At 40.9% G+C, this 26,655-nt stretch carries 27 protein-coding genes; 2 read left to right on the top strand and 25 right to left on the bottom strand.

The genetic code is table 11. From position 1 onward, the window contains the following. The first annotated feature begins 15 nt into the window (after positions 1-15). Both secD and secF read left to right on the top strand, forming a co-directional pair. A complete protein-coding gene (gene secD, locus AAV96_RS17125; RefSeq protein ID WP_046740182.1) occupies positions 16-1,917 on the top strand; it encodes a protein translocase subunit SecD in 1,902 nt (633 codons plus the stop codon). Positions 1,918-1,927: 10 nt separating this feature from the next. Beyond that, positions 1,928-2,896 carry a protein translocase subunit SecF gene (gene secF, locus AAV96_RS17120; protein WP_004664877.1) on the top strand — a complete coding sequence of 323 codons (969 nt, stop codon included), beginning with the start codon at positions 1,928-1,930 and terminating at the stop codon, positions 2,894-2,896. Between the two features lie 94 nt (positions 2,897-2,990). Here secF and AAV96_RS17115 read toward each other — a convergent pair whose 3' ends face one another. The 25 genes from AAV96_RS17115 to ispG all read right to left on the bottom strand — a co-directional run bounded on the left by AAV96_RS17115 (position 2,991) and on the right by ispG (position 26,647). After that, entirely contained in the window at positions 2,991-3,644 is a 654-nt protein-coding gene (locus tag AAV96_RS17115; protein WP_046740181.1) for a 4'-phosphopantetheinyl transferase family protein, read from the bottom strand. Between the two features lie 54 nt (positions 3,645-3,698). Continuing rightward, positions 3,699-4,133, bottom strand: coding sequence for a hypothetical protein (locus AAV96_RS17110; protein WP_046740180.1), 435 nt, complete (start codon positions 4,131-4,133; stop codon positions 3,699-3,701). A 14-nt stretch (positions 4,134-4,147) separates the two neighbouring features. Then, positions 4,148-5,371: a beta-ketoacyl-ACP synthase gene (locus AAV96_RS17105; RefSeq protein ID WP_046740179.1), complete on the bottom strand. Its 1,224-nt coding sequence runs from the start codon at positions 5,369-5,371 to the stop codon at positions 4,148-4,150. Next, positions 5,371-6,096 (bottom strand): 3-ketoacyl-ACP reductase FabG2, encoded by a 726-nt coding sequence (locus AAV96_RS17100; protein ID WP_046740178.1) that lies wholly within the window; start codon positions 6,094-6,096, stop codon positions 5,371-5,373. Before AAV96_RS17100 ends, AAV96_RS17105 begins: the two co-directional genes overlap by 1 nt. A 14-nt stretch (positions 6,097-6,110) precedes the next feature. After that, the gene (locus tag AAV96_RS17095) at positions 6,111-6,542 is read right to left on the bottom strand and encodes a 3-hydroxylacyl-ACP dehydratase (RefSeq protein WP_046740177.1); all 432 of its coding nucleotides are present in this window, start codon (positions 6,540-6,542) and stop codon (positions 6,111-6,113) included. After that, entirely contained in the window at positions 6,543-7,745 is a 1,203-nt protein-coding gene (locus tag AAV96_RS17090) for a beta-ketoacyl-[acyl-carrier-protein] synthase family protein (protein ID WP_046740176.1), read from the bottom strand. After that, positions 7,742-8,296: a DUF3261 domain-containing protein gene (locus AAV96_RS17085; RefSeq protein WP_046740175.1), complete on the bottom strand. Its 555-nt coding sequence runs from the start codon at positions 8,294-8,296 to the stop codon at positions 7,742-7,744. The genes AAV96_RS17090 and AAV96_RS17085 overlap by 4 nt, the downstream gene beginning before the upstream one ends. A gap of 1 nt (position 8,297) precedes the next feature. Further along, positions 8,298-9,593 carry an NAD(P)/FAD-dependent oxidoreductase gene (locus AAV96_RS17080; protein WP_046740174.1) on the bottom strand — a complete coding sequence of 432 codons (1,296 nt, stop codon included), beginning with the start codon at positions 9,591-9,593 and terminating at the stop codon, positions 8,298-8,300. 24 nt (positions 9,594-9,617) lie between these two features. Beyond that, complete coding sequence (locus AAV96_RS17075; RefSeq protein ID WP_046740173.1) at positions 9,618-11,930, bottom strand: MMPL family transporter; 2,313 nt, start codon at positions 11,928-11,930, stop codon at positions 9,618-9,620. Beyond that, positions 11,905-12,510: a LolA family protein gene (locus AAV96_RS17070; RefSeq protein WP_413772452.1), complete on the bottom strand. Its 606-nt coding sequence runs from the start codon at positions 12,508-12,510 to the stop codon at positions 11,905-11,907. Before AAV96_RS17070 ends, AAV96_RS17075 begins: the two co-directional genes overlap by 26 nt. Positions 12,511-12,671: 161 nt before the next feature. Continuing rightward, a complete protein-coding gene (locus AAV96_RS17065) occupies positions 12,672-13,097 on the bottom strand; it encodes an acyl-CoA thioesterase (RefSeq protein ID WP_046740172.1) in 426 nt (141 codons plus the stop codon). A 15-nt stretch (positions 13,098-13,112) separates the two neighbouring features. Further along, a complete protein-coding gene (locus tag AAV96_RS17060) occupies positions 13,113-14,648 on the bottom strand; it encodes an HAL/PAL/TAL family ammonia-lyase (RefSeq protein WP_046740274.1) in 1,536 nt (511 codons plus the stop codon). A gap of 25 nt (positions 14,649-14,673) precedes the next feature. Continuing rightward, positions 14,674-15,606, bottom strand: a complete 933-nt coding sequence (locus tag AAV96_RS17055) for an acyltransferase (RefSeq protein WP_046740171.1) — start codon at positions 15,604-15,606, stop codon at positions 14,674-14,676. Then, a complete protein-coding gene (locus AAV96_RS17050) occupies positions 15,606-16,346 on the bottom strand; it encodes a glycosyltransferase family 2 protein (protein WP_046740170.1) in 741 nt (246 codons plus the stop codon). Before AAV96_RS17050 ends, AAV96_RS17055 begins: the two co-directional genes overlap by 1 nt. A 10-nt stretch (positions 16,347-16,356) precedes the next feature. After that, on the bottom strand, positions 16,357-18,033 hold the full coding sequence (locus AAV96_RS17045) for an AMP-binding protein (RefSeq protein WP_046740169.1): 1,677 nt from the start codon (positions 18,031-18,033) through the stop codon (positions 16,357-16,359). A 13-nt stretch (positions 18,034-18,046) separates the two neighbouring features. Then, a complete protein-coding gene (locus AAV96_RS17040; protein ID WP_046740168.1) occupies positions 18,047-18,598 on the bottom strand; it encodes a septation protein IspZ in 552 nt (183 codons plus the stop codon). Beyond that, complete coding sequence (locus tag AAV96_RS17035) at positions 18,595-18,843, bottom strand: acyl carrier protein (protein ID WP_046740167.1); 249 nt, start codon at positions 18,841-18,843, stop codon at positions 18,595-18,597. The genes AAV96_RS17040 and AAV96_RS17035 overlap by 4 nt, the downstream gene beginning before the upstream one ends. Before the next feature lie 11 nt (positions 18,844-18,854). Beyond that, positions 18,855-19,115 carry a phosphopantetheine-binding protein gene (locus AAV96_RS17030; RefSeq protein WP_046740166.1) on the bottom strand — a complete coding sequence of 87 codons (261 nt, stop codon included), beginning with the start codon at positions 19,113-19,115 and terminating at the stop codon, positions 18,855-18,857. After that, positions 19,112-19,921 (bottom strand): lysophospholipid acyltransferase family protein, encoded by an 810-nt coding sequence (locus tag AAV96_RS17025; RefSeq protein ID WP_155857131.1) that lies wholly within the window; start codon positions 19,919-19,921, stop codon positions 19,112-19,114. The genes AAV96_RS17030 and AAV96_RS17025 overlap by 4 nt, the downstream gene beginning before the upstream one ends. Continuing rightward, on the bottom strand, positions 19,906-20,520 hold the full coding sequence (locus AAV96_RS17020; RefSeq protein WP_046740165.1) for a beta-ketoacyl synthase chain length factor: 615 nt from the start codon (positions 20,518-20,520) through the stop codon (positions 19,906-19,908). The genes AAV96_RS17025 and AAV96_RS17020 overlap by 16 nt, the downstream gene beginning before the upstream one ends. 264 nt (positions 20,521-20,784) lie before the next feature. Then, positions 20,785-22,194, bottom strand: a complete 1,410-nt coding sequence (gene der, locus AAV96_RS17015; protein WP_005214471.1) for a ribosome biogenesis GTPase Der — start codon at positions 22,192-22,194, stop codon at positions 20,785-20,787. A gap of 176 nt (positions 22,195-22,370) precedes the next feature. Continuing rightward, entirely contained in the window at positions 22,371-23,513 is a 1,143-nt protein-coding gene (gene bamB / locus AAV96_RS17010; RefSeq protein ID WP_046740164.1) for an outer membrane protein assembly factor BamB, read from the bottom strand. Beyond that, positions 23,513-24,211, bottom strand: coding sequence for a YfgM family protein (locus AAV96_RS17005; protein WP_004664885.1), 699 nt, complete (start codon positions 24,209-24,211; stop codon positions 23,513-23,515). Before AAV96_RS17005 ends, bamB begins: the two co-directional genes overlap by 1 nt. Positions 24,212-24,242: 31 nt before the next feature. Next, complete coding sequence (gene hisS, locus AAV96_RS17000; protein ID WP_046740163.1) at positions 24,243-25,535, bottom strand: histidine--tRNA ligase; 1,293 nt, start codon at positions 25,533-25,535, stop codon at positions 24,243-24,245. Beyond that, complete coding sequence (ispG, locus tag AAV96_RS16995; RefSeq protein ID WP_004664888.1) at positions 25,532-26,647, bottom strand: flavodoxin-dependent (E)-4-hydroxy-3-methylbut-2-enyl-diphosphate synthase; 1,116 nt, start codon at positions 26,645-26,647, stop codon at positions 25,532-25,534. The genes hisS and ispG overlap by 4 nt, the downstream gene beginning before the upstream one ends. Positions 26,648-26,655 lie beyond the last annotated feature (8 nt).

Below are 26,655 nucleotides of genomic sequence, written 5' to 3'. Positions count from 1 at the left end.
TTAAGAAGAAAGCGAATGCGTTACCCTGCATGGAAATATTTACTGATCCTTGTGGTACTTGTGATCAGTACGTTATATGCACTTCCTAGTTTGTATCCAGATGAACCTGCTGTCCAAATTTCAGGCGCTAAAGCAGGCACAAAAATAGATCAAACCATTGTGCAAAAAGCGGAGCAGATTTTAAAAACTGCCAACATTAGCAGTCACGACAATAGCTTCACCAATAATGCGGCATTATTACGATTAAACTCTTCAGAAGCACAGTTAAAAGCCAAAGAAGTGTTGCGCCGTGACTTAGGTGATGACTATGTGGTTGCACTCAACCTTGCACCAACAACACCAGAATGGTTGCGAAAGATTGGGGCTAAACCGATGAAACTCGGTTTGGACTTACGTGGCGGTGTACATTTCTTGCTTGAAGTCGACATGGATAAAGCGATTGGTCAGCGTATGGAAACATCTGCGACTGATTTGCGTCGTCAATTTCGTGACAACAAAATTAAATTTAATAATCTTGCTTTAAGTAATAACACCATTACGATCCAATTTGCTGACAATGCAGATCGTGATGCCGCGGCAGATTTTTTACGTCGTAACGGTAATGAGTTTACTCAACAAGCCGTTGCAACGACATCTGGCGCGACTCTAAAACTGAATTATACAGATACTCGTCGTCAAGAAATTCAGCCTTATGCAGTCAACCAAAACTTAACTACATTACGTAATCGTATTAACGAACTTGGTGTAGCAGAAGCATTGGTACAAACGCAAGGTAGTAACCGTATCGTAGTTGAGCTACCGGGTGTCCAAGATACTGCTGAAGCAAAACGTGTATTAGGTCGTACCGCGAACTTAGAATTCCGTTTAGTTGCTGACAGTAATGATCAATATATTGATCAATACACTGGCAAATATAATGGTCAACCACTTCCACCGGGTACTGAGGTTTTTGCTTATCAATCTCTGGACAGCGGTCGTCAACTTCTTTTACAACGTAATCGTATTTTGACAGGTGAGCGTGTTCAAAATGCAAGCTCTGGTTTTAGTCAAGATTCTGGCGGCGCTGAAGTAAATATTACCCTAGATACCGCTGGTGGTAAGCTCATGGCAGATGCAACACGTAATGCCGTGGGTAAACGTATGGCGGTATTGTTTATTGAAAATAAACAAAAGATCTCTTATGTTGCTGATCCTAAGACGGGTGCTCAAACTGAAGTACGCACACCATATACAGAATCTGTGGTCATCAATGCGGCAACCATTCAAGCTGTATTGGGCTCACAATTCCGTATCACTGGCTTAGATTCACCTCAAGAGGCAGCAGAACTTGCCTTGATGCTTCGAGCGGGCGCTTTAGCTGCACCAATGTACTTTGTAGAAGAGCGTGTTGTTGGTCCAAGTCTTGGTCAAGAGAATATTGATAAGGGTGTGTTATCGACTCAAATCGGTTTCTTGTTGGTTGCAATTTGGATGGTTGTTTTCTTCCGTCTCTTTGGCTTAATTGCAAACTTTGCCTTGGTGTTCAACCTTGCCATGATTTTAACTTTTATGTCATGGATTGGTGCTTCCCTCACTTTACCGGGTATCGCGGGGATCGTTATTGGTATTGGTATGGCGGTTGATGCCAACGTACTGATCTGCGAACGTATACGAGAAGAAATGCTTTGGGGAGCCTCCCCTAAACAAGCAATTGTCGCAGGTTATGATCGTGCCTATAACACCATTTTCGACTCGAACTTAACCACTTTCATCGTAGCATTTATCTTGTTCGCAATTGGTACAGGCCCAATCAAAGGCTTTGCTGTCACCTTGATGATCGGTATCGTATGTTCAATGTTTACTGCGATTACTGTGACCCGTGCTGTCGTCCAGCTCATTTATGGCAAACGCCGTAATTTGACTAAGTTGAGTATTTAAGGAGATTCACATGACTGATCTGACTCAACAAGACTCAAAACAATACGGTCGCCCAGATGATCTAAAAATCATTCCTTTCATGAAGATTGCTAAACCTGCTGCAATCTTCTCGATCTTGATTACTCTTGCGAGCGTTTTCTTTATCGTCACAAAGGGGCTGAATCTTGGTTTGGACTTCACTGGAGGTATCTCTGCTGAACTCAACTACAAAGAAGCTGTTCAACCAGCTCAAGTTGCTCAAGCACTCGATAAAGCAGGCTTTAAAGATGCCGTTGTACAAACATTAGGAAGTAATAAAGACCTGATTGTACGTATGCCAGTGCAAGAAGATCTTAAAGTTGAAGATCTAAACGATACCATCACTAAAGCAGTCCAATTGCCAAATAACCAAGCAGAAGTCCATAAAGTTGACTCTGTTGGTGGTCAAGTAGGTAATGAGCTTTATATCCGCTCTGCAGGTGCGCTTGCACTTGCTTTGATCTTAATGCTGATCTACGTCACCATTCGTTTCGAGTTTAAACTTGCAATGGGTGCCGTAATCTCATTATTTCACGATATTGTAATTATCATCGGAACGTTTGCATTGTTCCAATGGCAATTTGATTTAACCGTGCTTGCAGCAATACTTGCGGTAATGGGTTTCTCACTCAACGATAACATCGTTGTATCGGATCGTATCCGTGAGAACTTCCGTAAAATTCGTGGAGCAACACCACGTGAAATTGTAGATATCGCATTAACAGAGACCTTGCGTCGTACGATACATACCTCAATGACCCTATTACTTGTGGTTCTCGCCATGATGTTCTGGGGAGGTGATGGTTTACATTGGTTCTCAATTGCAATGTGTGTGGGTATTTTTATTGGTACATACTCATCAATTTATATTGGTACCGCATTTGCTTTATGGCGTGGTTTAAATCGTCAAGATTTTATTGTCCAAGTTAAACCTGAATTTGATGAAGAAGAAATTCCTTAAATCTGAATCATCGTAAAATTCAAATCAAAAAAGCCAGCATAATGCTGGCTTTTTTGATTAAGATTAGAGCACGAGGTTGTACGTTCTTCATTTATCAATGTTGAATAATTTGAATCTGCGGAAATTGAAAACCGCGACAAGACTGCTCTGCACGCCATGCGATAGTCAGCACGATCTTCTGATTTAAAACAAAATTTTGATAAGCAAATGTTCCAATCAAAGGATGAGTACACATTCCACCATCATGTGATGGATGAACTTGTGTAATTAAACTATTTAAATTCAGTCTAATTCCAAAACCTGATGCTTTTAAAATTGCTTCCTTAGTCGTCCATACTCTGAGCCAATACTCTGGGTCTTGATCTTGTTGCAACCATGCTTGATATTCTTCAGGATGAAAGGCATGTTGAGCCAAGGCATCAAAACGAACTTTCCGATCCAGCTCTTCCACATCAATACCAATTTCTTTCACACGCTCGCTCATCGCCAAAGCATAGTATTGTTGACTATGTGAATGATTAAATTCCAAGGTATGAGAGCTTAAAAATGGTTTACCATATTCATGTTTTGAAAATTGTAGATCAGTAGTTAAACACTTTAATTTATTTGCCAAAAGTTGATCCCGATAGGCTTTAATCTGTTGTTTTTGATAATCATTAAACGATCTAAAATCTGAGAAATCTGCTTTATCTCGCTCAAGAAGTGAAGCCAAAGCTTGAATATGTATTTCAATTTTACGTGCCACCATCAGCTTCACCCAGTAAACTACCATTTAATAAAAACAGTAGCTTATTAAATAGATTTAGAACTTAACAAGATCGCCTTTCAGTGCAACACCTGCAACCGCTACACCTTTATGACATTCATAGGTTGTCGTACTTTTGGTTTCATTCTTTTTATAGTAGCTCACAATATTGGCCACCGCATTTGCACCACGTGCTTTTGCCGCTTTGTCTAACTGAATAAGTGCGGAACGAAGTACCCAGTCACATGCAGTTTCAGCCGATTTACCAAAGCCATTGGTTTTTGGGTTTGTGACAATATCTTGCTCTAAAACTTTACCACCATACTTATTTCCTTTGAGATAAAACTTGACTGTGCCATCTAAAGTACCGTCAGCTACAGCACGATCAACTGCTGCTTTAAAATCGAAATTATGTGTTACATCGGCTGCTTGAACAGATGTTGTAAAGCCCGTTGCAAGTACTGCAACCAAAAATAATTGTTTGATTGACATTATTGTGCTCCTTGTTATGTTACGCGTTTAAAAATAAGTGAGGTATTAATCCCGCCAAAAGCGAAATTATTGCTCATTATGATATTGGTATTGCTAACTCTAATTTGCTGAGTAATATAATCTAAATCACCACATTGTGAGTCAATTTCATCTAGATTTAAGGTCGGCACCAGTTGCCCACGATTCATCATTTCGATGCCTAACCATGCCTCGATTGCACCACAAGCACCCAAAGTATGCCCAAAATAGCTTTTCAATGAACTGATTGGTTTACGACCTAATATTCTTGCAGTTGCTTGGGTTTCAGCAATATCACCCTGATCTGTCGATGTGCCATGTGCATTCACATAGTCAATTTGACTCGCATCCAAATGTGCATCTTTAAGTGCCATCTGCATACAACGCCCCATCATTTCGGTATTAGGTTTAGTCACATGTTGACCATCGGTATTACTCGCATACCCTACAATTTCAGCATAGATTGTTGCACCACGTTGTATAGCATGTTCATATTCTTCAATAATTAAACATCCTGCACCCTCACCAATCACTAAACCATCTCGGTTAGCATCAAAAGGACGTGGTGATTTTTCAGGGTGATCATTCATTCGACTGGTCGCTAACAAAACATCAAAAACAGCCGCCCCTGCCGCACTGAGTTCTTCTGCACCGCCTGCAATCATGATGGTTTGTTTGCCATATTTAATCGCTTCATAAGCTTGCCCAATCGCCATCGAACCTGAGGTGCATGCACTCGATGTTGGTAAAGTTAATCCTTTCAATCCAAAGTAGACGGTCATATTGACAGCACTGGTATGCGACATCATACGGATATACGTCGTCGCATTAATTTTGCTCATGTCTTGATCAATCAGCATATTGCCAAATTCACTAATCGCATCAACACTCCCAGCAGAAGAACCAAAAGCAACCCCAACATCACCACTTTTCAAAAGAGCTGAATCTAATAAGTTTGCATCTTGTAAGGCATTTTCGGCACTAATCACCGACATCAAAGCGACACGCCCCATACCACGCATCACTTTTCGATTAAAATGTTTAGCGATCTGAAAGGACTTAACCTGTCCAGCCAATTTTGTTCTTAAATCAACATATTGCTCCCACTCAGGCATATAGCAAATTCCGCTTTTACTTGCATGAAATTGAGCAAAAATTTCATCGGCTGTTTCACCTAATGAGGTAATCCCGGCCATTCCTGTGACAACAACACGCTTCATTAGATTAAACCTCCATTGACTGAAATCACTTGACGCGTGATATAATCAGCATCATCAGAACATAAAAAATTCACCACGCTCGCCACTTCATCGACTTGTCCCATACGTTGCATTGGTATCATTTTCAACGCATATGCTTTGACTTCTTCGGTCACCATTTCAGTTTCAATCAAACCCGGTGCAACACAATTCACCGTGATTTTACGTTTTGCCAATTCCAAAGCTAGCGCTTTGGTGGCGCCAATCAAACCTGCTTTGGCAGCGCTATAATTCACCTGCCCACGATTGCCCATAATTCCAGAAACAGAAGAAAGTGTGACAATACGTCCGCCCTTACGCAAATGGATCATTGGCATGATTAATGGTTTAAGTACGTTATAAAAACCATCTAATGAAGTCGAAATCACTTCATCCCAATCGTTGTCCGTTAATGCAGGAAATGCGCCATCGTGGGTAAGTCCTGCGTTTAACACGACCCCATAGAATGCCCCATGTTGTTCAACTTCTTGTTCTAATAGACTTTTAACAGATTCTCGTGCATTTACATCAAATAATACATAGTGGCTTTTGCGTCCAAGTTTTTGAATTTGTTCAACCACTTGTTGCGCCTCAGCTTCACGAGAACGCGCATGAATCGTGATATCAAATCCTGCTTGAGCTAATTGCAATGCAATCGCTTTACCAATACCACGACTTGAACCCGTGACTAATATTCTTCTGTCCATTCTTTATCCCAAACTTATAACTTTAATACAGATTGATCAGTCGGCTCATACACGCTTAACAAAGCAGTAATAACATGATCTGCATAATAAATTTCACAAGAAAATTGCCCTAAGCCTTCATGTAAATATTGCTGTTCCACTCGAATTCTAAGGGTCTGACCCAGTGCAAAATAGGCAACAGGTAAATGTAATTTTCGCGTACCTAACAAAAAACCAACTTTGGGCGACTGCTGCTTTTGCTGCCCGAGCCAGCCTGAATATGCACTTACCGTTTGCGCCATAATTTCAATGCTTGCCCAAGTCGGTAAACCCTCTTCTTCAGAAAACATCAAATCGGTGGTAATGCTCAGCTCAGCAATCGCATAGCCTTCATTAGCTTCCACAAGATAATCAATAAACACCATCGGCTGTTCGTGTGGAATATACTGAATCGCATCTAGTTTCATTTATTGCTCCACGCCAAATAGCAAACTGATATTACTTCCGCCAAAGGCAAAAGAATTACTCATAGCATATTGAATCGGATGTACAAGCTGAGCATCGCTTACATAGTTTTGATCTGCTAATTCAGGATCAATATCAGTCTGTTGATGGATAGGCAACCATGTTTGATTATTTAAGACTTGCGTACAAATCAAAGCTTCTATTGCACCCGCCGCGCCTAAACAGTGTCCTGTCTTATGCTTAGTACTGCTGAGTGCAACGGCATGCTCTTGAAATACCTGTCGAATGGCTTTGATTTCCATCGCATCATTTTGTGGAGTTGCCGTACCATGCAAATTTACATATCCAATCTGATGCGGTTCAATCTCGGCACTCGCTAAGGCACGTTGCATTGCGATTGCAGCGCCCTCACCCTCTGGATGGGGTGCTGAAATATGCCATGCATCCATTGATTCACCAGCACCGTATAACATCACGGGTGCTGCTTCTTTGGTCAATAAAAACAAAGCGGCAGCTTCACCAATATTAATACCATCACGATTGATACCGCAGGGTTGGCAAATATCAGCAGACAAACTTTCGAGACTATTAAAACCATTTAAGGTCAGTTGACACAAAGTATCAACACCACCAACTAAAACGGCATCAGCCAAACCTGACTGAATTAAACGTTGCCCCGCAGCAAATGCCTTAGCACTAGAAGAACATGCCGTCGAAATCGTATAAGCAGCCCCTTGCCATTCGAGATGCTTTTGCAATGCTTTTGCGAGGCACCCCATTTCTTGTGGCTGATGCGAAATTGCAATCGAGGTATCCCCCTCAAAATATTGCTTCAGCAGTGCCTCACTATCTGAAATACCTGAAGTTGATGTTCCAACCACGATACTTAAACGCTTTGGATCAATCTTAGCCACATAATCTCGAAGCTCAGTTTCAATCGTCGCCAAAGCAGTTAATGCAAACCGTAAGTTTCGAGAATCGAATGCATCTAAGCATTCGGATACTTGATCAATCAGTGGATGAGCATAACGTCCAACCCATACCAAACGATCGACCACTAAGCCATTCTCTAAAGTCAAGGTATTATTGGTTTGAGTTAAACTGTGCTGAATATGCTGAGCGGTTTGCCCCAATGCAGATAACCCTATACTCAGGGGAATTCCAACCGCTTGAAATTGTGGCTGTTTGGATAAAGGCTGACTCATGGCTTTACTACTGGCTCAGGCTGATCTGGGTTTAAAGTATTTTCAATTGAACTTAAAGTCATGCGATAAGGGACTTGTAGATTATCTAACTCAATCGAACTCGGCTGTTTTTTGACAAGCAATACCACTTGCTGCCCAATAAAAACCGTTTGCTGATTCGCAGTATTCTCGACACGAACCGCCTCTTGTCCCAATTGAGCAAAATTTGGATAAGTGGCAAACAAAATATCACGAGCAACAAACTCAAACGGTAGTAATCGCATCGCTTCAATTCGTTGTTGTACCTTCACTTGTTGTCCATTAAATATAAGTTGGAATAAAGGCTGACCCGTCAAACCCAATCCCACCAACTCTAACTGCTGACCTTTTTGCTGCTGATACAGTAGAAAGCTAAAACTTTTGTCTTTCCACTGTACCTCAACCTGATCTTGACGCTGATATTGTTGTGCTTGCCAATGGCTGCTTTTCAGACCTTGCGCGTGGGGCATCAACTGACACCCCCCCAATAGCAAGAGACTCATACACAGTAAGCCACCCCAAATTTGTTGCATACTAAACCTCTAAGGCTTGCTCTTGTGCCAAGCCCTCTCGACAATATTCAGCCAAGGTATTTAGACGACGTTTTGCATTTTTATGAATTGGATTCTGTTCATCCCATGCATAACCAGCCAATAGAGAGGAAATCATACGGCGAATACTTTCATTTTGATTACTAGAAAAGACCACATCTTGAAATTCGCCTTCGTACCAAGATTCAACATAAGCGCGGAAAACTTGAATACCTTTACGTAGCGGGACTTCATATTCCTGCATCCAATCGACTTGCTCACCTTGCAGCACTCGACCGAGTAACGGTACAGCAAGGCTTGATGATTTCAATGCAATGGTTACACCTGAAGAAAACACAGGATCCAAAAATTCACCTGCATTACCCAATAACGCATAGTTACAACCTGCTAAATGCTTCACATTGGCAGAATAACCCACCAAAGTTCGTACAGGTGTATCAAATTTAGCTTGTTCTAATACCTGAGATAAAGCAGGATCATCCGCTAGAATTCGTTTCAATAATGGTTCAGGTTCATTTTGTTCGATATCCTCTGATTGATAGTGATCAAAGAAATCTTGTTCTGCTACCACACCAAATGATGCACGTCCATCCGCAAAAGGAATCAACCAATACCAAGCTCGATGATCTTTCTCATGGACAGTAATTAAAATTTTCTCTCGATCAAAATCAGTTCGATCAGCAATCCCATCTTCAATATGGGTAAAAATTGCACGACGCACAGGGAAATTTGAAGGACTTTCCAAGTCTAAGAACTTCGGCAAAATTCGCCCAAAGCCACTCGCATCCAGTAAAAACTTGGCTTGAATTTGATATTGTTGCTGTGACTCATCTAAGACTGTTAAAATCGGTTGCTCAGATGCCACATCGACGGCAATCACCTCATGCCCAAATTGTACATCTGCACCATACTGCTGAGCTTGTTGCGCTAGTAAATGGTCAAAATCCGCACGACGGACTTGCCATGTTGTCCCAGGGCCATCGGTAAATTTTTCAGTAAAATTATAATGGCTGTGTTTTTGACCACATAAAAATGCCGCACCATTTTTAAATTGAAACCCACGTGATTCCACATGCTCACGAACCGTATCGAGCAAGCCTGCTTCTTCTAAAAACACCATACACTGTGGCAATAATGATTCACCAATCGAAAAACGAGGAAAATATTGTTTTTCGATGATCGTGACCGCATAGCCTTTTTGACGAAGTAATGCCGCAGCAGAGCTACCAGAAGGCCCAGCCCCAATAATCACAACATCTGTTTTTTGTATAGTATTCATATAACCCCCTAAAATTTAAATTTTTTAATTTGTTTCTAAATTCACAATATGTTTTTGATCTGCAGGTGTGAGTAAAGTTGCATAAATAAATGAAAAAATGACACCCAATAAAACGGTTAAGCCAAAACATTGAATCGCATAAGTATGACTCAGTGATAATAGTCCAAAGCCCAATAAAGTCGACATCATACACAAGAATAACGCCATGCCAACGACTTGAGGATGATCATGCCCATGTCGATAAAAAATGGCATAGTCTACGCCAATCCCAATAATCAGAAATGTCCCCATAATACTAAATAGGTTAATTTCCACACCCAACCATGCCTGTACTGCAAAAGTACTCAATAAAGCGAGAGTCACTGGCAGCACTAAGGGCAAAATTGAACGGATGCCATAGATAATCCCTAAACCAATCGCCAAACTCAACAAGGCATAGATCAACAAATGCTGTGCTTGCTGACGATGCTGTGCAAAAGCTTGGGAGAGCGTATGAACAGGCTGCTGAAAATGAACATGGGCTGACTCTAATTGCTCTAACACCCCGACCTGCTTGACGCCATTGACAATCACTAAACGCTGTGTCGGATTCACTTGTAAAAACGCTAAAGGATGTTGCTGAAAAACTTGTGTGGTCAGCAATGGCTGCTGAGTGAGTTGCTGCTGCCAAGCTTGAACATCTGCAAATTTCAACCCCATAGTCTCTGCATAATTTTTTAAGATGGATTCAGGAATTTTCGCTAATAACTGTACATTTTGCTGTTGCTGCGCCATGGGTGGAATCCATTGCCCTAAAGCTTGAAAATGATCAATCTTGCCCTGAGTCTGAAGCTGTTGCAGTTGATGAATCAATTGAGCTTCCTGCTGTTCTAACGCTGCACTCGAACTCGCTTGCACCACAAAATAATCACTGCTCTGTTGCTGTCCGAACAAAGTACGAATGTATTGATCTTGCTGTTTTAGTTTGGCATCCATACTTTGTAAATTACGAATATCATCATTGAATTGCAAAGAAAATAAGCTGATCGTTCCAATCACGATAATGGTCAAAATCAAACCATAGCGGGTTGTGTGATGTTGCTGAAACCATTGTCGTGCCTGTCCAACCCAAACTAAGCGTTGAATTGCAGCTTGTGCATTTAACGGTGGTAACCTTGGTAATAACAAAACACTGGTGATCCATGCTGCGACTAAACCGACAATCGAAAAAACCGCAATCTGTCTAAAGGCAGGAAATGGAGTAAAACTGAGGAAAACATAAGCCACAACAGTCGTCATCAGACCCATGAATAAGCTAGGTAACAGCGGAGTTAGGATTTTGAAACCATCCAGCTTTCGATGCTGTGATTGCATCGCCATAAAATAGAAAGAAAAATCAACACAGACCCCAATCAAACTCGCCCCAAAGACCAAGGTCATCAGATGAATTTCACCAAAAATCCAATGTGTCACTGCAAATGCCAACAAAGTACCTGTTGAAACTGCGATGAACTCCGTGAGCAATGGGCGGAATGAGCGAAAACCAAACCAAACCAATAGAATTAAACCCAAAGTTGAACCAAGTCCAATAGTTGAGATTTCCTGTTTGGCAGATTGTGTTCCAAAATTCGAGAATAAAATCGTTCCCGTCCAATGCGACTGTACCTTGAGCTTGGTAAGCTGTGGTTGTAACTGTACAATCCAAGCAGAAACTTGCTCTTGATAATCAATATTATATGGGCTCTGTGTTAATTCTAAGACCAACAAGCGTGAGGTTTTCTGATCGTCATGAATGGTGGCAAAACCCTGCTCTAGCTCAATTTTGCTTGAGATTTGATTGGCGACACTCAATATATAGCGAGGAAACAACAACAATGGATCTTGTCGTAATGATTCAGCCGTAATTGGCATCCCCACACTCATCAGTTGCATCAAACTTTGTTCAGTTAAGGCTTGGTAATCTTGTTGCTGTAAATACTGTTGAGCTTGCGGATTCAATAAACCGACTTTATGTTGATATAACTGTTTCGAGAATTGTTCTAAATCAAGTTGTGGCTTCAATGGCTGCCACAATACACTCTGTTGTAACTGTTTTTGGAGTAACTGAGTTGCTTGCGCTAAAGCCTGTTGATCAGTGCTTTCTAAAACCAAAAATACTTTTTGATTGAGCTGATCACTCATGTATTGCTGGGTTTTGGCAAGCTCAGGATTTTGTTGTGTTTCAGGCAGCAAAGCGAAAATATTGGTTTGGATATGAATCTCTTTTTTCAACCATGCAACAGCAAGTGCGAGACCAACAATGGTTAAGATGATTAACCAAAGGGCAGTAAATTTATTTTGCCAATTGGAAAAGCGCATATTCAGCAGCCGTAAGTTGGTTCGGTTGAGTATTTTGATTACGGAATAAAATCGTCGTGCTGTTATTGGCTTGTTCTTGAATCACAATTTTATCGACATATTGCTGCCCTTGCGCATCAATCCGCACAAACAATTTTTTAAATAAGTTCGACTTCGGTGTTAAGGCAATCTTCCAACCTGTTGCTCGATAATCCGCAGACACCACATTAAAATTCTTGGCTAATGCTTTTTCGTCACCCGACATGAGTTGCAAAAATAAAGTCGCAACAGAACTATACGGGGATTGATCTATCTGAATCTGGCTATAGGTTCTTTGCGTTTTTTGCACCAATTTCTTTTGCGTCACGATCAGATCCGCTTGCACAGGTCGCTTAATTTGCCAAAGCACCCCATTGGATTTTGCAAAGCTCAATGTGCCATTCGAAACAAAGGTTTTATTTAAACTGGCTAACTTCTTTTGTTGTTCAAAGTCCGCACGAACCATATCATTTTTCGACAATTGTTGAAAAATCGTCGTCACCGCAGTGTTATCGGCATAACTGAATGCGCTAAATAGAGAAAGCACGATAAAGAGGGAAATTCCAAGTTTAGCCCCCCCTATTCCTCCCTTAAAAATGGAGACAATTCCACAAACCAAAGAATATATCAAATTCGTGGAAGTCTTCCCCTGATAAGGGGGAGATTTAGAGGGGGGAACGATAATAACTTGGCGACGATCCCCCAAAACAAAGAGATTAAAAATCATATAACCTCTCCTTTAAATTCATCCCATGCATTTAAACAATCCAACAAAATTTGTGGGGACTGATAACACATTTCTCGTGTTTGCATATTCACAGCCACTTGCGTGGTATAACCCTTGGTTAAACGTCGCCCAGTTTCTGCATCGAGAATTAAATACTCAATTTTTAGGCGGTTTTCCCATTCTTTTAAAATAGCTCGTACTTTAATCTTTTGCTCAAACTCAATGCCTTGTACATAACGCACATGGCTTTCAATCACAGGCCACGCATAGCCCGATGCTCTCATTTGATTGTAGTTATAATTAAATTGCTCCAATAACTTACAACGTGCAATTTCAAAATACTTTAGATAATGTCCATGCCAAACTACATTCATGGTATCGACATCATGAAATGGGATTTCAATGATTACATCTGCCTGCATGTTTCGCTCCTCGACCTATTGTTGAAATTGATTCAACAATTCAAGTTTGTCGAAACGATTAATGATCTGTTGTAGTTCAGTTTGTAAAGGGCGATCTTCTTCAAGTAATGCAAAGCTTTGTAAAGTCCATGCAACAAATGCTTGTAAAGTTGGACTTAACTGTGACTCAACCGCTTTTAAATGAACGGCCTGCACACTGGCACAACATAAAGCAGCAAGCACTTGTTGAGTCAGGGTAATCACACGGGTCGCATCACGTGCTGCGATTGTTCCCATGCTGACTTTATCCTGGTTATGACATTCAGTCGAACGAGAGAAAATTGATGCGGCTAAGGTGTTTTTTAAGGCTTCCGCAGTCCAAGCCGAAACCCCGATTTGTACCGCTTTAAAACCATGATTGAGCGGTAGACGCTCGGCTGTTGAACCTGTCAGATTGCGAGGCAAACCATGATTCATTTTATGATCGACCAATTGTGCAATTTGTCGATCCATCAAATCGGCGATATTGGCAATCATAATCTTTAAGCTATCCATTGCTTGGGCAATATGACCGCCATAGAAATGTCCACCATGTAAAACACGCAAATTAATCGGGTCAATCAAAGGATTGTCGTTACTTGAATTCAACTCATTTTCAATGAATTGACGTAACCACGTTTTAGAATCCTCAAATATCCCAATGATATGCGGTGCACAACGTAAAGAATAACGATCTTGTAAACGTGGACTTTGATGCGCTGTTTGCACTTCACTATTCAGCCAATCACGGAGCTGCTTGGCAATGTGTTGTTGTCCTTGATGCGGCTTTTGCGCAAATAGAACCTCATCAAAATGGCTTGGATTACCTTCTAAAGCTAATACATTCAAAGCGGTAATAAGAGTGCTTGCTAAAGAAATTTGTTCAGCTTTTTTATAATTTAAACAGGCAATTGCAGTCATAACTGCCGTACCATTCATCAGTGCCAAACCTTCTTTCGGACGCAAGGTTAAAGGCTGTAAACCTTTCTCAGTATAAACCTGAGTAATCGGCACAATCTTGCCGTGTGCGTATACATCACGCTCACCCACCAATGCCCCTGCGATATAAGACAACGGCGTCAAATCACCACTTGCACCGACAGAACCTTCAGAAGGAATCACAGGAATGATGTTTTCATTCAGCATCCAAACGAGACGTTCAAGCAAACTCAACGACACACCAGAATAACCCCGTGCCAATGAGCAAAGACGAGTCACCACCACTGCACGAGCTGTCAGCAGATCAAGATTTTCACCCAAACCACAACCGTGAAAACGAGAGAGCTGCAACGGTAGTTCATTCACTTGATGCATTGGAATTTCAACCAAACACGAATCGCCATAACCTGTGGTCACACCATAGATCACGCCTTCATCAAGCAATAACTGGTCTAAAAAATCAGCACCACGTTGAATCAACTCACGCCACTCGGTTGTCTCAGGCAATGCCACGTTAAGCTCTTGACGAGCAACTGCCACCACATCTTCAATACTGAGCGGCTGCTCTCCTACGATCAGAGTAGGTTTGATCATTGATCCAATTTGACTTGCATTCACGTTATTTTGTCCAAAACTGATAAAAATTAAACCACTGATACGGCGCACGCAGGCAATGTTGTTCGAGCACATTGACATAATTTTGTGTCACTTGTTGCATACTGGCTAAACGAGTTTTTCGAGGTAGCTCTATTTGCTCTGCGATAGGGTGAATATGAACTTGAAATTTTTGCTGCATACGATAGCAAAAGACCGCTAATACAGGCACTTTGAGTAAATTTGCCAGAATCCATGCCCCTTGTGGCAAAGCTGCGGTTGCACCCAAAAACTGCACATTTTGCACTCGATCTGACTGCACTGGAATCCGATCTGCCGCCACAATTACCCACTCACCTTGCTGCATTTTTTCTTCTAGCAAAATGGCAGTTTCGATCCCCAACTCATCAACCGAAATTAAATTCACATCGGCTTTATCATTAATTTTTTTGAGAAATTGATTAAATTGCGAGGCGTGTTTTTGATAGACCAGCACATTGATTTTTTGGCTATGTTCCGACTTGATCGCACGTAGTAATTCGATATTACCAAAATGCGAAACCACAATAATCGCACCCTTTTGATAGTGCTGTTGGAAATTTTCATGTCCAAATAATTCTAGCTTTTGCTCAGGAATATGCCCCAACCATCCCTCAATTTTATCGAGGATGCACTCACCGAACTGCATGAAGTGAGTATAACTATTGACCCATGTTGGCATTGCTGAGAATGGCGATTGTGTGCCTGCAAAATGGTGTAAACGTTGTAAATATTGCAGTGATGCCTGACGTGCCATCACAGCAAACAACCAATACCACATGATAATAAAATACAACACCACACGACAGAGCCACCGCCCACCGCAACGGTAGAACCCAAGCATCAACATTAATGGCAGAAGTCCGCCACGCTCTTTAATGTCGTGCCAAGTGTCGTGAGCGCTTTGAGGACTTGTCATCAATCAGCCTTAAACTTGTGCCAAATCAGTTTAGGAAAACGAATCAACATGCCTACAAATAAGGTCGCATGTGCTTTGCTCAAGCCAACATTATCACGCCATACATCGAAATGTGATACGCCATGCTCAGGATAAATCACAGGCGTTGGAATATTAATGAATGGTGTATTTTCCCATTTTAAACGAACAAGAATTTCACTATCAAAGCCCATTCTTGGCTGAAATTTGGCTTTATCTAAGATCGGAATAGTCTTATCCAAAGGATAGATCCGAAAGCCACACATACTGTCTTTAATATCTAAAGATAAACTATTTAGCCAAACCCAAAAGTGAGTTACATAACGCCCATATAAGCGTTTTTTCGGTACAGAAGCATCAAAAACTGGCTGACCAATCACCATTGCTTGCGGTTGCTGTTGTGAGCGTTGGAAAAATTTAGCCACATCATTCCAGTGATGCTGCCCATCTGCATCAAGTTGCAAAGCATGGCTCATCCCCATTTGCGCAGCATAGCGTAAACCGGTCATCACTGCCTGCCCTTTACCTTGATTGAGTTCATGCTCAACTAAATGTACCGATTTATTCTGCTGCGCTAATTGGCGTAAAATTGCAGTACATTCGGCATGACTACCATCATTAACCAAAATAATCGGATACTGGAATTGTTCCAGATGTTGCACCAAATCTGCCAAATAATGCGGATGGTTATAAACAGGAATAACAATACTATATTTCAACATGACTGAATGCCTATACACCTTCAACCGCAAATAATAAACGACCAGAAGCCAACACCTGTTGATCTGCGGTCATCTCAAAACTAATTTTATGCTGTTTACGACTTAATTTTAACTGCACGACCGTATACGGACGAATCAGGTTTTGAAACTTCAATTGCTCAAAGCCCTGACACCACACCAAATCCGCCCATATATTTTTGGCGCATTGTTGAACAAAACTAATTTGTCCAACCCCAGGATAAATCGGTTGCGTTGGAAAATGTCCTTTAAAACATTCAAGCTCAGGCGAAAATTCTAAACGGAAATATTCACTGTCTTGCTCTTGCCATTGTGACAAAATAACGGGGGCTAACATCACTGAAAATAATGCCTTTAAATAGTTTTTATCTCGTTTCGACTGAGCATTCTGTGGAATTTGACTGAGAAAACGCCATTGTCTTGGAATTGCAATCGCTTCAAGTTGAAACTGAAGTTGTTGTTTAAGTTGCTTCACAAAAGCTGCCTTGCCCACACTGATCAATTGCTGTTGTGCTTGTGTTGTAAGCACCGCAATACAGGCTAAAATTTGGCGATTTTGATGATCAATGAGTAAAATATGACTTTGCTCAACTTCAGCGAGAAAATTTATATTTTGTTCAATCGCGTCCAAACTTAAGCGTTTTTCTTCGAGTTTTACAATACGATCCAAACGCCCCAAAAGCTTGAACTGCTTATTGGTTATATCCACCCATTGCGCTGCATCTCCTGTGATTATCCAGCCCAACTCACCTGCATGATTACTCTGCACCATCAATTCAGTTGCTTCAGAAATCTGAATCTGAACATTGTTGAATGCTGTCCAAGCCGCATCGTCTTCACGACGATGAGCGATACCACCTGTCTCAGAACTCCCTAAAACCTCAGTAATCGGCACATTCAAATGAATGCGAACGCCAGCATCCAGTTTCCCACCTGAGCTAAACACCACTTCACACTGTTGTAGCGGTAATTCTTGTGTCCAACGTTTTAATAAAGCAGGGCTAGATACGAGATAGTTGCCTAAGCTAGACTGAACTAAACGCTGCTGAACCTGAATCACATCTTCAGGAAATGCCAACTGAGGGCTGTAGAAGCAACGATGTGTTGCCAATGGCAATAACAACTTGAATAATAATCCATAAATATGCTGATGACTGACCGTAGCGATCGCAACCTGATGATCATCAAATTTGAAGCTCGCTGCAAGCCCAGTCACTTCATTCAATAACTGCTTTAAAGTCCGTTCGATCTTTTTCGGTTCACCTGTTGAACCTGAAGTGAAAAAGATGATTTCTGCATGATTTAGGAACTCATCATGACGCAGCCAACCTAATCTTGTATCTGTGGCTAAATCAAGAGAGGTCGTTAAAGACTGTCTCCCTAGAAAATGGATGTCTTGTTGTGCAAATTTTTGCTCCAAATCACGAACACGATTTGGCGGTAAAATGATTCTTTTCTTTGCGAGCAAAGCTGCAAACAACAGTACGATGAATTCGTAACTATCCTGTTCCCATAATGCCCAAGTATCTTGTTGTAAATTTTCAATTTCAACCGATTGCTCAACCACATCTTGCCAAAACTGGGCGTAAGAAATCGCCTGCTGCTCAGAAGTGATACAGAATGTTTGAGCTAAATTACAATCATTATAAAAATATAGAGGCGCAATCATTACACGGAACCATTTAAGAATTTGTCTGATTTAAACGTTGATGTCGTTTCCGCAAAATAAACTCACCGAGAAACAAAAGTCCCATCAAAACATAAGAAACACAGCCATTATAAATGACCCAAAATTGTGTAGGAGCAAATACCGTCACCAATGCAATTATGGCATTTAGACTAAAAAATACACACCAAACTACGGTGACTTTACGTGTCCATTGCACCCCCGATTCAGGCAAATCAGGTTCTACTAAACGGGCAAAACGTTCAATCATCGAAGGTGGTTTATACAAAGTCAAAGCAAAGATCAATAATGCACCTAAGCTCATTCCTACTGGATAGAGTTTTAACCAAGCATGTTCTTTTAAAATTAAGCTTAAACCACCACAAAGAATGGCTAAACCCGTCAAGGGTAACATCGGGTCTTTTTTAGCACTCAAGAGTCGAACAATACCCAAGACCACCAACAACCCACTGACCCAAACAAATTGCCCGTGGGATAAACTCCACCCGACAATAAAGGGATACAACACAAAAAATGTGATTAGTATCCCTCTGAAAATATGCTTCATTCAGCTGTCATGTTTTGAATAACAGTAACTACATCTTGTATCGTTCTCACTGCTTTAAAATCTTCAGGCTGAACTTGTTTACCTGTCAGTTCTTTAATTTTTACGACGAGATCAACGGCATCAATACTGTCAACATCAAGGTCTTCATATAAATTTGAATCAAGTTGAATGTCTTCAGGCTCAATTTCAAATAAATCCTGCATCCAATCTCTGAGTTTTGCCAGCACTTGTTCTTGGGTTAACATCAACTTACTCCCTACACTGCTTGCTGTGCTTCAACTAAAGCGACTAAGCTTTGAATTGATTTAAAATATTGTTTGGTTTCATCTGATTCTGCATTCAAATGAATGTTATAACGCTTTTTCAAAGCGAGCCCCAATTCTAAAGCATCAATTGAATCCAAACCTAAACCATCACCAAACAATGGTGCTTCGGTCTCAATGTCACTGATGCTAATGTCCTCAAGTGCGAGAACATCAATAATCATTTGCTTTAATTCATCAGCAAGATTGCTCATTTTCCAGATAACTCATCATTAAAAATTTGATAGAAACTTTGATTCAATTGACGAACATGTTTAGGACTAATCTCGGAATTGCCTAAGACATCTTGAACATCGATCGCATCAAGCACTTTAATTTCGATATGAAATGGCTGTGCAGGTACATGATACCATTTTTCATTTTTGGTTAAAGTCGATGGCGTACAGGTAATCAGTACAGGACGCACAGGGACATTGGCTCGAATCGCAATATTTGCAGCACCTCGTTGAAACTCATTTAAATACTCGCCCTTTTCAGTTCGAGTACCTTCAGGAAAAATCAACAATGATGCTGCATCTGATTCTTTCAAACGTGTCACACAATCTTCGATGAATTGCTGTGAACCTGCATTCAAAATATATCCAGCACTACGCACAGGACCACGCGTAAAAGGATTAGACCATAATGATTGCTTGACCACACAATTTGCTTGTTGCATTAATCCAATCAATACTACAACATCAACTAAAGTTGGGTGATTAGCTATCACCAACTCCTGACGACTATTTTGTAGCTTTTCTAACCCATCAACGTGATAAGTCATGATTCCAAGCTTGACCATCATTTCGGTAAAGCCCTTAAAACCATAACGAATCACTTGTTGTGCGCGCTGTTGGCGGATTCCAGGATGACGGCTACTTAAATTGACTAAAGGAGCAACAACCGTCGCAATACCTACACCACCCGCACCAAAACTAGCGAAACTAAAACCCGTGGCAGCAACACGCCAAAAATAATTACTTTTTTGTTTAATTTGATTGTGTTTTAACATTTTTTCCATCTCGGTGTAACTTGGTTAAGCTGGACAGATTGCCAAAACTTATAAAATTCAAAGCTTTCCATTGCATTACAATCAGATAACGCAACAATCTCTAAATTCGGCTGCTCTAAACTCACAATCGTTGAAAGTGCGTATGCAGGGAAATCGTACGCATCGGCATAAAGTTTAGGTAAAGCTTGATCATAGGCAATGACCAATACACGTTTCACACCATGGCATGACTTTAAAATTGCATAAGCCTCAATTAAAGCCTCGGTCCATTCACAGCTTAAACTGGTTGACGGCGTATGGTCCTGACACAAGATCGAATACAGACCTGCAATCGCATTATGCACTGAGATTGAAAATTGTGTCGGTGAAGGAACTTGAGCTTTAAGTACGTCTTGTAAAATACTCAGGGTCTTTTCTTCATCGCCAAACTTAGAAGCCCACACAATATAATCGACAGACTGCCCATCTAAACTCACCAAAGCACTATGTAATGCCATCTTTGCGAGCGAAGATAAACGGCGACGTTGCATTGCAGGAATAGCGTCAAGCGCAGCATAATTCTGCTGCGTATATATAAGCTGAGGCTGCGTTAGATGTAACTTTAACATGCAATACAAGTTCCGAATTTGGTGTAAAAATATACAAATAATAATCTTTTTGTGCAGGCATTATAACATTCACACTACATTTCACAAAAAATAATTCCCATTAAATATCAAAAACTTAACGTCAAAATCAACATAATTAACATCGTAACAATCATAAATATTAAGATAATCTAAACAAATGATAATTATTATTAAATTTAAGCACTCAAAAATTAAATGAAAAAAACCCAAAACAATGTTTGGGTTTTAACGGCAAAAATAAGCTTAACGCTTAAATTTTTTCTCAGCCTTTTTAAACTTCTGTACATAACGACGTTTACGTGCTGCAACACGCTCATCAACTTGAGATTTGCGACCTTCAAATGGGTTTTCTGAAGTTTTAAAATCAATACGTACTGGTGTACCTTCCAGCTTGTACACTTTACGGAATACGTTTTCCAAATAACGACGGTAATCAGCAGGTGTTTTGTCTACTTTGTTACCATGAATCACGATTGTAGGTGGATTTTGTCCGCCCATATGCGCATAACGCATTTTAATACGCTTACCACTAATCATTGGTGGTTGGTGCGCATCAGTCGCGTCATTCAAAATCTGCGTTAATTTTGCTGGTGAAACTTTTAAATGTGATGAATCATAAGCACGATGGATTGTTGGGTATAAATCACCCACACCAGTTCCATGTAAGGCTGAGATTAAATGTACTTTCGCCCAAGGAATAAAGTCAAAACGGCGATCAACATCAAGCTTACATTGCTTACGATCATATTCGGTCATGTTGTCCCATTTATTAATCGCAATCACCATGGCACGACCAGCTTCTAATGCATAACCAATTAAATGTAGATCTTGCTCAACTACCCCTTCACGCGCATCAAGCACAACAACGATCACGTGAGCATCTTTGATTGCTTGTAATGTTTTCACGATTGAGAACTTCTCAATCATTTCATCAACTTTACCTTTACGACGCACACCCGCTGTATCAATCAACGTATATTGACGACCATCACGCTCATAAGGAATATAAATTGAGTCACGCGTAGTACCGGGCTGGTCAAATGCAACTACACGCTCTTCGCCAAGCAAGCGGTTGACTAAAGTCGACTTACCTACGTTTGGACGACCAATAATCGCCAAACGCAAACCTGTATTTTTGTTATGTTCTTCAGGATTTTCATCTTCTGGCACTTCAGCTAATACTTCCTCAAGCATTTGCTGTACACCACGACCATGGCTGGCCGCAACTTGAATAGGTTCTCCCATACCAAGTTTATAGAATTCAACTAGCGCGGCTTCTGCATGAACACCATCCACCTTATTGGCAACTAAATAGACTTTCTTACCTAGTGTACGTAATTCACGAGCAATCTGTTCATCTGATGCCAATAAACCTGCACGTGCATCCACAACAAAAACAATAATATCTGCTTCATGGATGGCAGTTTTTGACTGCTCCGCCATATATGAGTCAATACCACCTTCATTCTCACCAATACCACCCGTATCAACGACGATGAATGATTTATTTTGATACACCGCATCGCCATATTTGCGGTCACGAGTTAAACCAGCGAAGTCAGCAACCAAAGCATCACGACTTTTAGTGATTTGGTTAAATAGCGTTGATTTTCCGACGTTTGGACGACCAATAAGCGCAATAACGGGTTTCATAAATTAACCTTAATTCAGACGAGCCATCGTTGATGACATCGTATCAGAAACAGTATGGAAGATTTTGGTGATCAAATAATCACAATAAAAATTCGGGGTTTTGTTCAAACAAATACCCCGATCATTCTTTTATTAGCAATTGCTAATTAAATATTTTACCACAAGCTAAAGCAAAATTAACGATTCTGCCAAATGCTTAATGCACCTTTTCGAGTTGCAACGTAAAGCTGATTATCAATTACACGCAATGAACGGACTTCACCACTGGTTTTCGCTCGACCAATCAACTTCCCTGTATTTGGATCAATCAAATGAATAACTCCATCTAAATCGCCAACCACAAGGTTCTGTCCAAGCATCACAGGATTACTCAATTGACGGTTAAGTAATTCCTCATTCTGCCAAAAAAGTTCACCTGTCGCTAAATTATAAGCTTTCAATTTTCCATCTGCAGTCGAGACAAAAACTTTATCACCTGAAACTTCAGCGCTATTGGTACTACTTGCTTCCTCACTCCACACCACACGCTGTGTTGCAAGATCAGTAGTTGTGACTTGCCCTTGGAAACTGGTTGTTACCAGATATTGACCTGCAACAACTGGGTCACCAACAACATCAATCAAACGTTGAATATCCGAACGACCATCGCTTACTGCAACTCGACGTTGGAAACGCGGCACGCCACTAATTACATCCAATGCATAAACATAAGCATTCGCGGATGCAACAACAACAGTGCGTTCATCTAAACGAACGGGTGCAGGTTGACCACGTAAACTAAACTGAACATTTGGTAATTTATATGCCCACACTTGCTGTCCAGTAACAGCATCATGCGCAAATACAGTCCCGTCATTTGCAATCGTAATAACTCGTCCCGATTGAATGAGTGAAGGAGACAAAATCGCACCAGATAATTTGGCAGACCATTTTTGGCTACCAGTAGCCTGATCTAAAGCAAATAACTCACCTTTGCGGTTACCAATAACGACAATACCCTCACCCGCTTCTACACCAGCAGTGAGTTCTTGCTTAGTAACCTTACTTTTCCAAAGACGCTGCTTACCTTTATAAGCAGAAACCTGACCATCTGGATCAATCGCAAAAATTACACCGTTATCTGTATCTAACTGCAAGCGCAAAGCTTCTGCTGCATTTGTTGACGAAACACTTTGAGAAAAGACCAGATTTAAGCCTTGCTGTTGCGTAATTTTTGGCAACGGATTCGGTTTCACTTCTTTTACTTTATTGGTTGAACATCCAATTAATAAAGCTGAAGCAATTGCAATTGCCAAAGGTAATTTTAGTTTGTTCTGCATTAAGACTCATCCACTTTGGTATCTAAGATCGGGCGCTCAATTTCAGGATCATCTACTAAAATACCAACGCTTTCGAGTTTAATTTGTAAAAGCTGACGCTCTTGTTTACGCTCAATGAGGCTATCCCAAGCACTTTGATATGCTTTTCGCGCCGATGCAGTATCTTTCTTTGCAACAAAAATATCACCACGTAACTCTTCTGCCGTTGCTTTAAACGCTGGTTCAGTCACGTTTGATAAGGTTTTCAGTGCCTCATCATATTTCTTTTGTGCTAATTGTGAATCCGCTAAACGTATTTTTACAATTTGCAGCAAACCCGCATCTTTAACTTTTGAGTTTTCAACTTTCTTTAATGCTTTTTCAGCTGCAGCGTAGTCTTGTTTATCATAAGCAAGCTTCGCCAAGATAAATTGAGTTTGAATCGCTTGAACCGAGTTAGCATCATCTTTCACAATTTTATCTGCTGCTTCAGATACTGTAGCTAAAGCATTTGGTTGACCTGATGCAGCCTTAGCTTCGTCCATCAATTTTTGTACTTTCGCCGTTTGGCTCTGTGCCTCAGCTAAATTTTTCTTTTGCCAATATTCCCATCCGAAAAAGGCAATCAAGGCAATCAGAATCCCGCTAATCATGGCAGAACCATATTTTTTGCCAAAAGACTTTAATTGGTCGAGTTGTTCTTCATCACTTAAACTCATGTGATTGTCCTTTCCCTAAATATTGTGCAATTTATTGTTTAAATTTTTCGATAAAAAAAGATGTCAGCTCAGTTAAAGCGACCTGCGCCTGCTCACCCGTTGCTAGCTCTTTGACCAAAAGCTGTTGTGATTCCCACTCGCGCTCACCCAAAATCACTGCATAGATTGCACCCGATTGATCAGCCTTTTTCATTTGGCTTTTCATACTGCCTTGTGAACCTGTTTTCAAACGAATTGAGCTGTTTGCTGCTTCTAACTGGTCACGGATTTGCTCTGCTAATACTAAAGCTTTAGCTTGAAATGCAGGCTCAGCCAATAAGAAAACTTCACAATCACGTACTTCTTGAACTTGTTCAACCTGCTCAAGCAACAACAGTAAACGCTCCATACCCATTGCAAAACCAACCGCAGGTACAGATTGATCTGCTTTACCTTTCAGTTGTCCTACCAAGCCATCGTAACGACCGCCTGCACAAACCGTTCCTTGTGAACCCAACATCGTTGTCGTCCATTCAAATACAGTTTTGTTGTAGTAGTCCAAACCACGCACTAACTTCTGGTTAATTACAAACTCAACGCCTGCATCAGTGAGGTACTGTTGTAACTGTTGGAAATGATTGATCGAATCTTCTTTTAAGAAATCATGCAACTTTGGTGCATTTTCTAAAATCTTTTGTGTTGATTCAATTTTAGAGTCTAAAATACGTAATGGATTGGTACTTAAACGGCGTTGTGAGTCTTCATCTAATGCATCTTTGTGCTGATTTAAAAACTCAACCAAAGCAGCACGATATTCCGCACGCTCATCCGTCTCACCTAAAGTATTGAGTTCTAGACGAACATTTGCTGCTACACCCATACGTTTCCACAGGCGAGCCGTCATTAAAATGATTTCTGCATCAATATCTGGCGTTGCTACACCAAAAGTTTCAACACCAAATTGATGGAACTGGCGATAGCGACCTTTTTGTGGCTTTTCATAGCGGAACATTGGACCCACATACCAAACACGCGGTGTTGCACCACGCAATAAGTTATGTTCCAACATAGCACGCACACACCCAGCCGTACCTTCTGGACGCAAAGTCAGCGACTCAGGCGGAGTACCTTTATCAAAAAAGGTATACATTTCCTTTTCAACGATATCGGTTGCATCACCAATGGCACGCTTAAACAAACCAGTTTGTTCAACGATCGGTAAACGGATTTGTTGATAGCCATAGGCATCCATTAAAGATGCTAATTGTTGTTCCAGACTTCTCCAAGCAGCAGTTTGTGTTGGAAGGGTGTCATTAAAACCTTTGATCGCGACAATTGAACTCATGATGAACTACGAATAATTTCTTTAGATTTAGCTTCTTCAAGCTCTTGAACACGTTGACGAACCATTGTTTCAATTTCATCAACCAACTGATTTGTGTCAATTAAATGACTTTTTTCACCATTACGATAGACCAGTGAACGCGGTGATGCGCCAACGATACCGATATCCGCCTCTTTAGCTTCACCAGGACCATTCACTTTACATCCAATCACAGATAAATCCATCGGTGTACGGATATCTTCTAGGCGCTCTTCCAAAGCCTGCATCACTTGAATCACATTAAATTCCTGACGTGAGCAGCTTGGGCAAGCAATAAAGTTAATCCCATTTGAGCGTAAGCCCAACGATTTTAAAATATCAAAACCAATTTTAATTTCATCTTCAGGTTCAGCCGCGAGCGAAATACGCATGGTATCGCCAATGCCTTCCATCAACAGTCCGCCCAAGGCAATTGCTGATTTGACTGTTCCAGTACGGTAAATACCTGCTTCAGTCACACCAAGATGCAGTGGATTATCTATCTGTTGAGACAGCAAACGATAGGCATCCATCGTTAAAAACACATTGGATGCTTTAACACTGACTTTAAACTCATGGAAATCTAAACGGTCGAGAATATCAATATGACGCATCGCTGACTCAAGTAAGGCCTGCCCTGTCGGCTCACCATATTTTACTTGTAAGTCTTTTTCCAGAGAACCTGCATTCACACCAATACGAATCGAAATACCATGATGTTTTGCTGCAGCAACGACTTCACGTACTTTCTGATCCGAACCAATATTACCCGGATTAATGCGCAAACAATCTGCACCATAGTCGGCAACTGCTAAAGCAATACGATGATCAAAGTGAATATCAGCAACCAATGGTACAGAGACTCGTTTTCGAATTGCTCCAAAAGCTTCTGCTGCTTCCATTGACGGTACAGAAACACGCATGATATCCGCACCTGCATCTGCACAGCGCTGGATTTGCGCTACAGTTGCATCCACATCACAGGTTTCAGTATTGGTCATACTTTGAACACTGATCGGGGCATCACCACCGACATACACTGAACCAACACGAATTTTACGTGTCGGACGGCGTTTAATTGGATTCACAATCATCGTATAGC

The organism is Acinetobacter sp. AG1 (assembly GCF_001005525.1).
Taxonomy (GTDB): domain Bacteria; phylum Pseudomonadota; class Gammaproteobacteria; order Pseudomonadales; family Moraxellaceae; genus Acinetobacter; species Acinetobacter modestus.
Note: the sequence above shows the minus strand (reverse complement) of the source record. Positions and strands in the feature narration are given on the sequence as shown.

What these genes read in the sequence shown, in the direction of transcription:
- AAV96_RS17050 (WP_046740170.1), bottom strand. Translation starts at nt 16,346, where the DNA reads ATGTTGAAATATAGTATTGTTATTCCTGTTTATAACCATCCGCATTAT.
- AAV96_RS17005 (WP_004664885.1), bottom strand. Translation starts at nt 24,211, where the DNA reads ATGAGTTTAAGTGATGAAGAACAACTCGACCAATTAAAGTCTTTTGGC.
- AAV96_RS17040 (WP_046740168.1), bottom strand. Translation starts at nt 18,598, where the DNA reads ATGAAGCATATTTTCAGAGGGATACTAATCACATTTTTTGTGTTGTAT.
- AAV96_RS17090 (WP_046740176.1), bottom strand. Translation starts at nt 7,745, where the DNA reads ATGAGTCAGCCTTTATCCAAACAGCCACAATTTCAAGCGGTTGGAATT.
- AAV96_RS17115 (WP_046740181.1), bottom strand. Translation starts at nt 3,644, where the DNA reads ATGGTGGCACGTAAAATTGAAATACATATTCAAGCTTTGGCTTCACTT.
- AAV96_RS17080 (WP_046740174.1), bottom strand. Translation starts at nt 9,593, where the DNA reads ATGAATACTATACAAAAAACAGATGTTGTGATTATTGGGGCTGGGCCT.
- AAV96_RS17060 (WP_046740274.1), bottom strand. Translation starts at nt 14,648, where the DNA reads ATGATCAAACCTACTCTGATCGTAGGAGAGCAGCCGCTCAGTATTGAA.
- AAV96_RS17065 (WP_046740172.1), bottom strand. Translation starts at nt 13,097, where the DNA reads ATGCAGGCAGATGTAATCATTGAAATCCCATTTCATGATGTCGATACC.
- AAV96_RS17110 (WP_046740180.1), bottom strand. Translation starts at nt 4,133, where the DNA reads ATGTCAATCAAACAATTATTTTTGGTTGCAGTACTTGCAACGGGCTTT.
- AAV96_RS17095 (WP_046740177.1), bottom strand. Translation starts at nt 6,542, where the DNA reads ATGAAACTAGATGCGATTCAGTATATTCCACACGAACAGCCGATGGTG.
- AAV96_RS17035 (WP_046740167.1), bottom strand. Translation starts at nt 18,843, where the DNA reads ATGTTAACCCAAGAACAAGTGCTGGCAAAACTCAGAGATTGGATGCAG.
- AAV96_RS17045 (WP_046740169.1), bottom strand. Translation starts at nt 18,033, where the DNA reads ATGATTGCGCCTCTATATTTTTATAATGATTGTAATTTAGCTCAAACA.
- secF (WP_004664877.1), top strand. Translation starts at nt 1,928, where the DNA reads ATGACTGATCTGACTCAACAAGACTCAAAACAATACGGTCGCCCAGAT.
- AAV96_RS17030 (WP_046740166.1), bottom strand. Translation starts at nt 19,115, where the DNA reads ATGAGCAATCTTGCTGATGAATTAAAGCAAATGATTATTGATGTTCTC.
- ispG (WP_004664888.1), bottom strand. Translation starts at nt 26,647, where the DNA reads ATGATTGTGAATCCAATTAAACGCCGTCCGACACGTAAAATTCGTGTT.
- AAV96_RS17075 (WP_046740173.1), bottom strand. Translation starts at nt 11,930, where the DNA reads ATGCGCTTTTCCAATTGGCAAAATAAATTTACTGCCCTTTGGTTAATC.
- der (WP_005214471.1), bottom strand. Translation starts at nt 22,194, where the DNA reads ATGAAACCCGTTATTGCGCTTATTGGTCGTCCAAACGTCGGAAAATCA.
- secD (WP_046740182.1), top strand. Translation starts at nt 16, where the DNA reads ATGCGTTACCCTGCATGGAAATATTTACTGATCCTTGTGGTACTTGTG.
- AAV96_RS17100 (WP_046740178.1), bottom strand. Translation starts at nt 6,096, where the DNA reads ATGGACAGAAGAATATTAGTCACGGGTTCAAGTCGTGGTATTGGTAAA.
- AAV96_RS17020 (WP_046740165.1), bottom strand. Translation starts at nt 20,520, where the DNA reads ATGTTAAAGTTACATCTAACGCAGCCTCAGCTTATATATACGCAGCAG.
- AAV96_RS17085 (WP_046740175.1), bottom strand. Translation starts at nt 8,296, where the DNA reads ATGCAACAAATTTGGGGTGGCTTACTGTGTATGAGTCTCTTGCTATTG.
- AAV96_RS17055 (WP_046740171.1), bottom strand. Translation starts at nt 15,606, where the DNA reads ATGACAAGTCCTCAAAGCGCTCACGACACTTGGCACGACATTAAAGAG.
- hisS (WP_046740163.1), bottom strand. Translation starts at nt 25,535, where the DNA reads ATGAGTTCAATTGTCGCGATCAAAGGTTTTAATGACACCCTTCCAACA.
- AAV96_RS17105 (WP_046740179.1), bottom strand. Translation starts at nt 5,371, where the DNA reads ATGAAGCGTGTTGTTGTCACAGGAATGGCCGGGATTACCTCATTAGGT.
- bamB (WP_046740164.1), bottom strand. Translation starts at nt 23,513, where the DNA reads ATGCAGAACAAACTAAAATTACCTTTGGCAATTGCAATTGCTTCAGCT.
- AAV96_RS17025 (WP_155857131.1), bottom strand. Translation starts at nt 19,921, where the DNA reads ATGGAAAAAATGTTAAAACACAATCAAATTAAACAAAAAAGTAATTAT.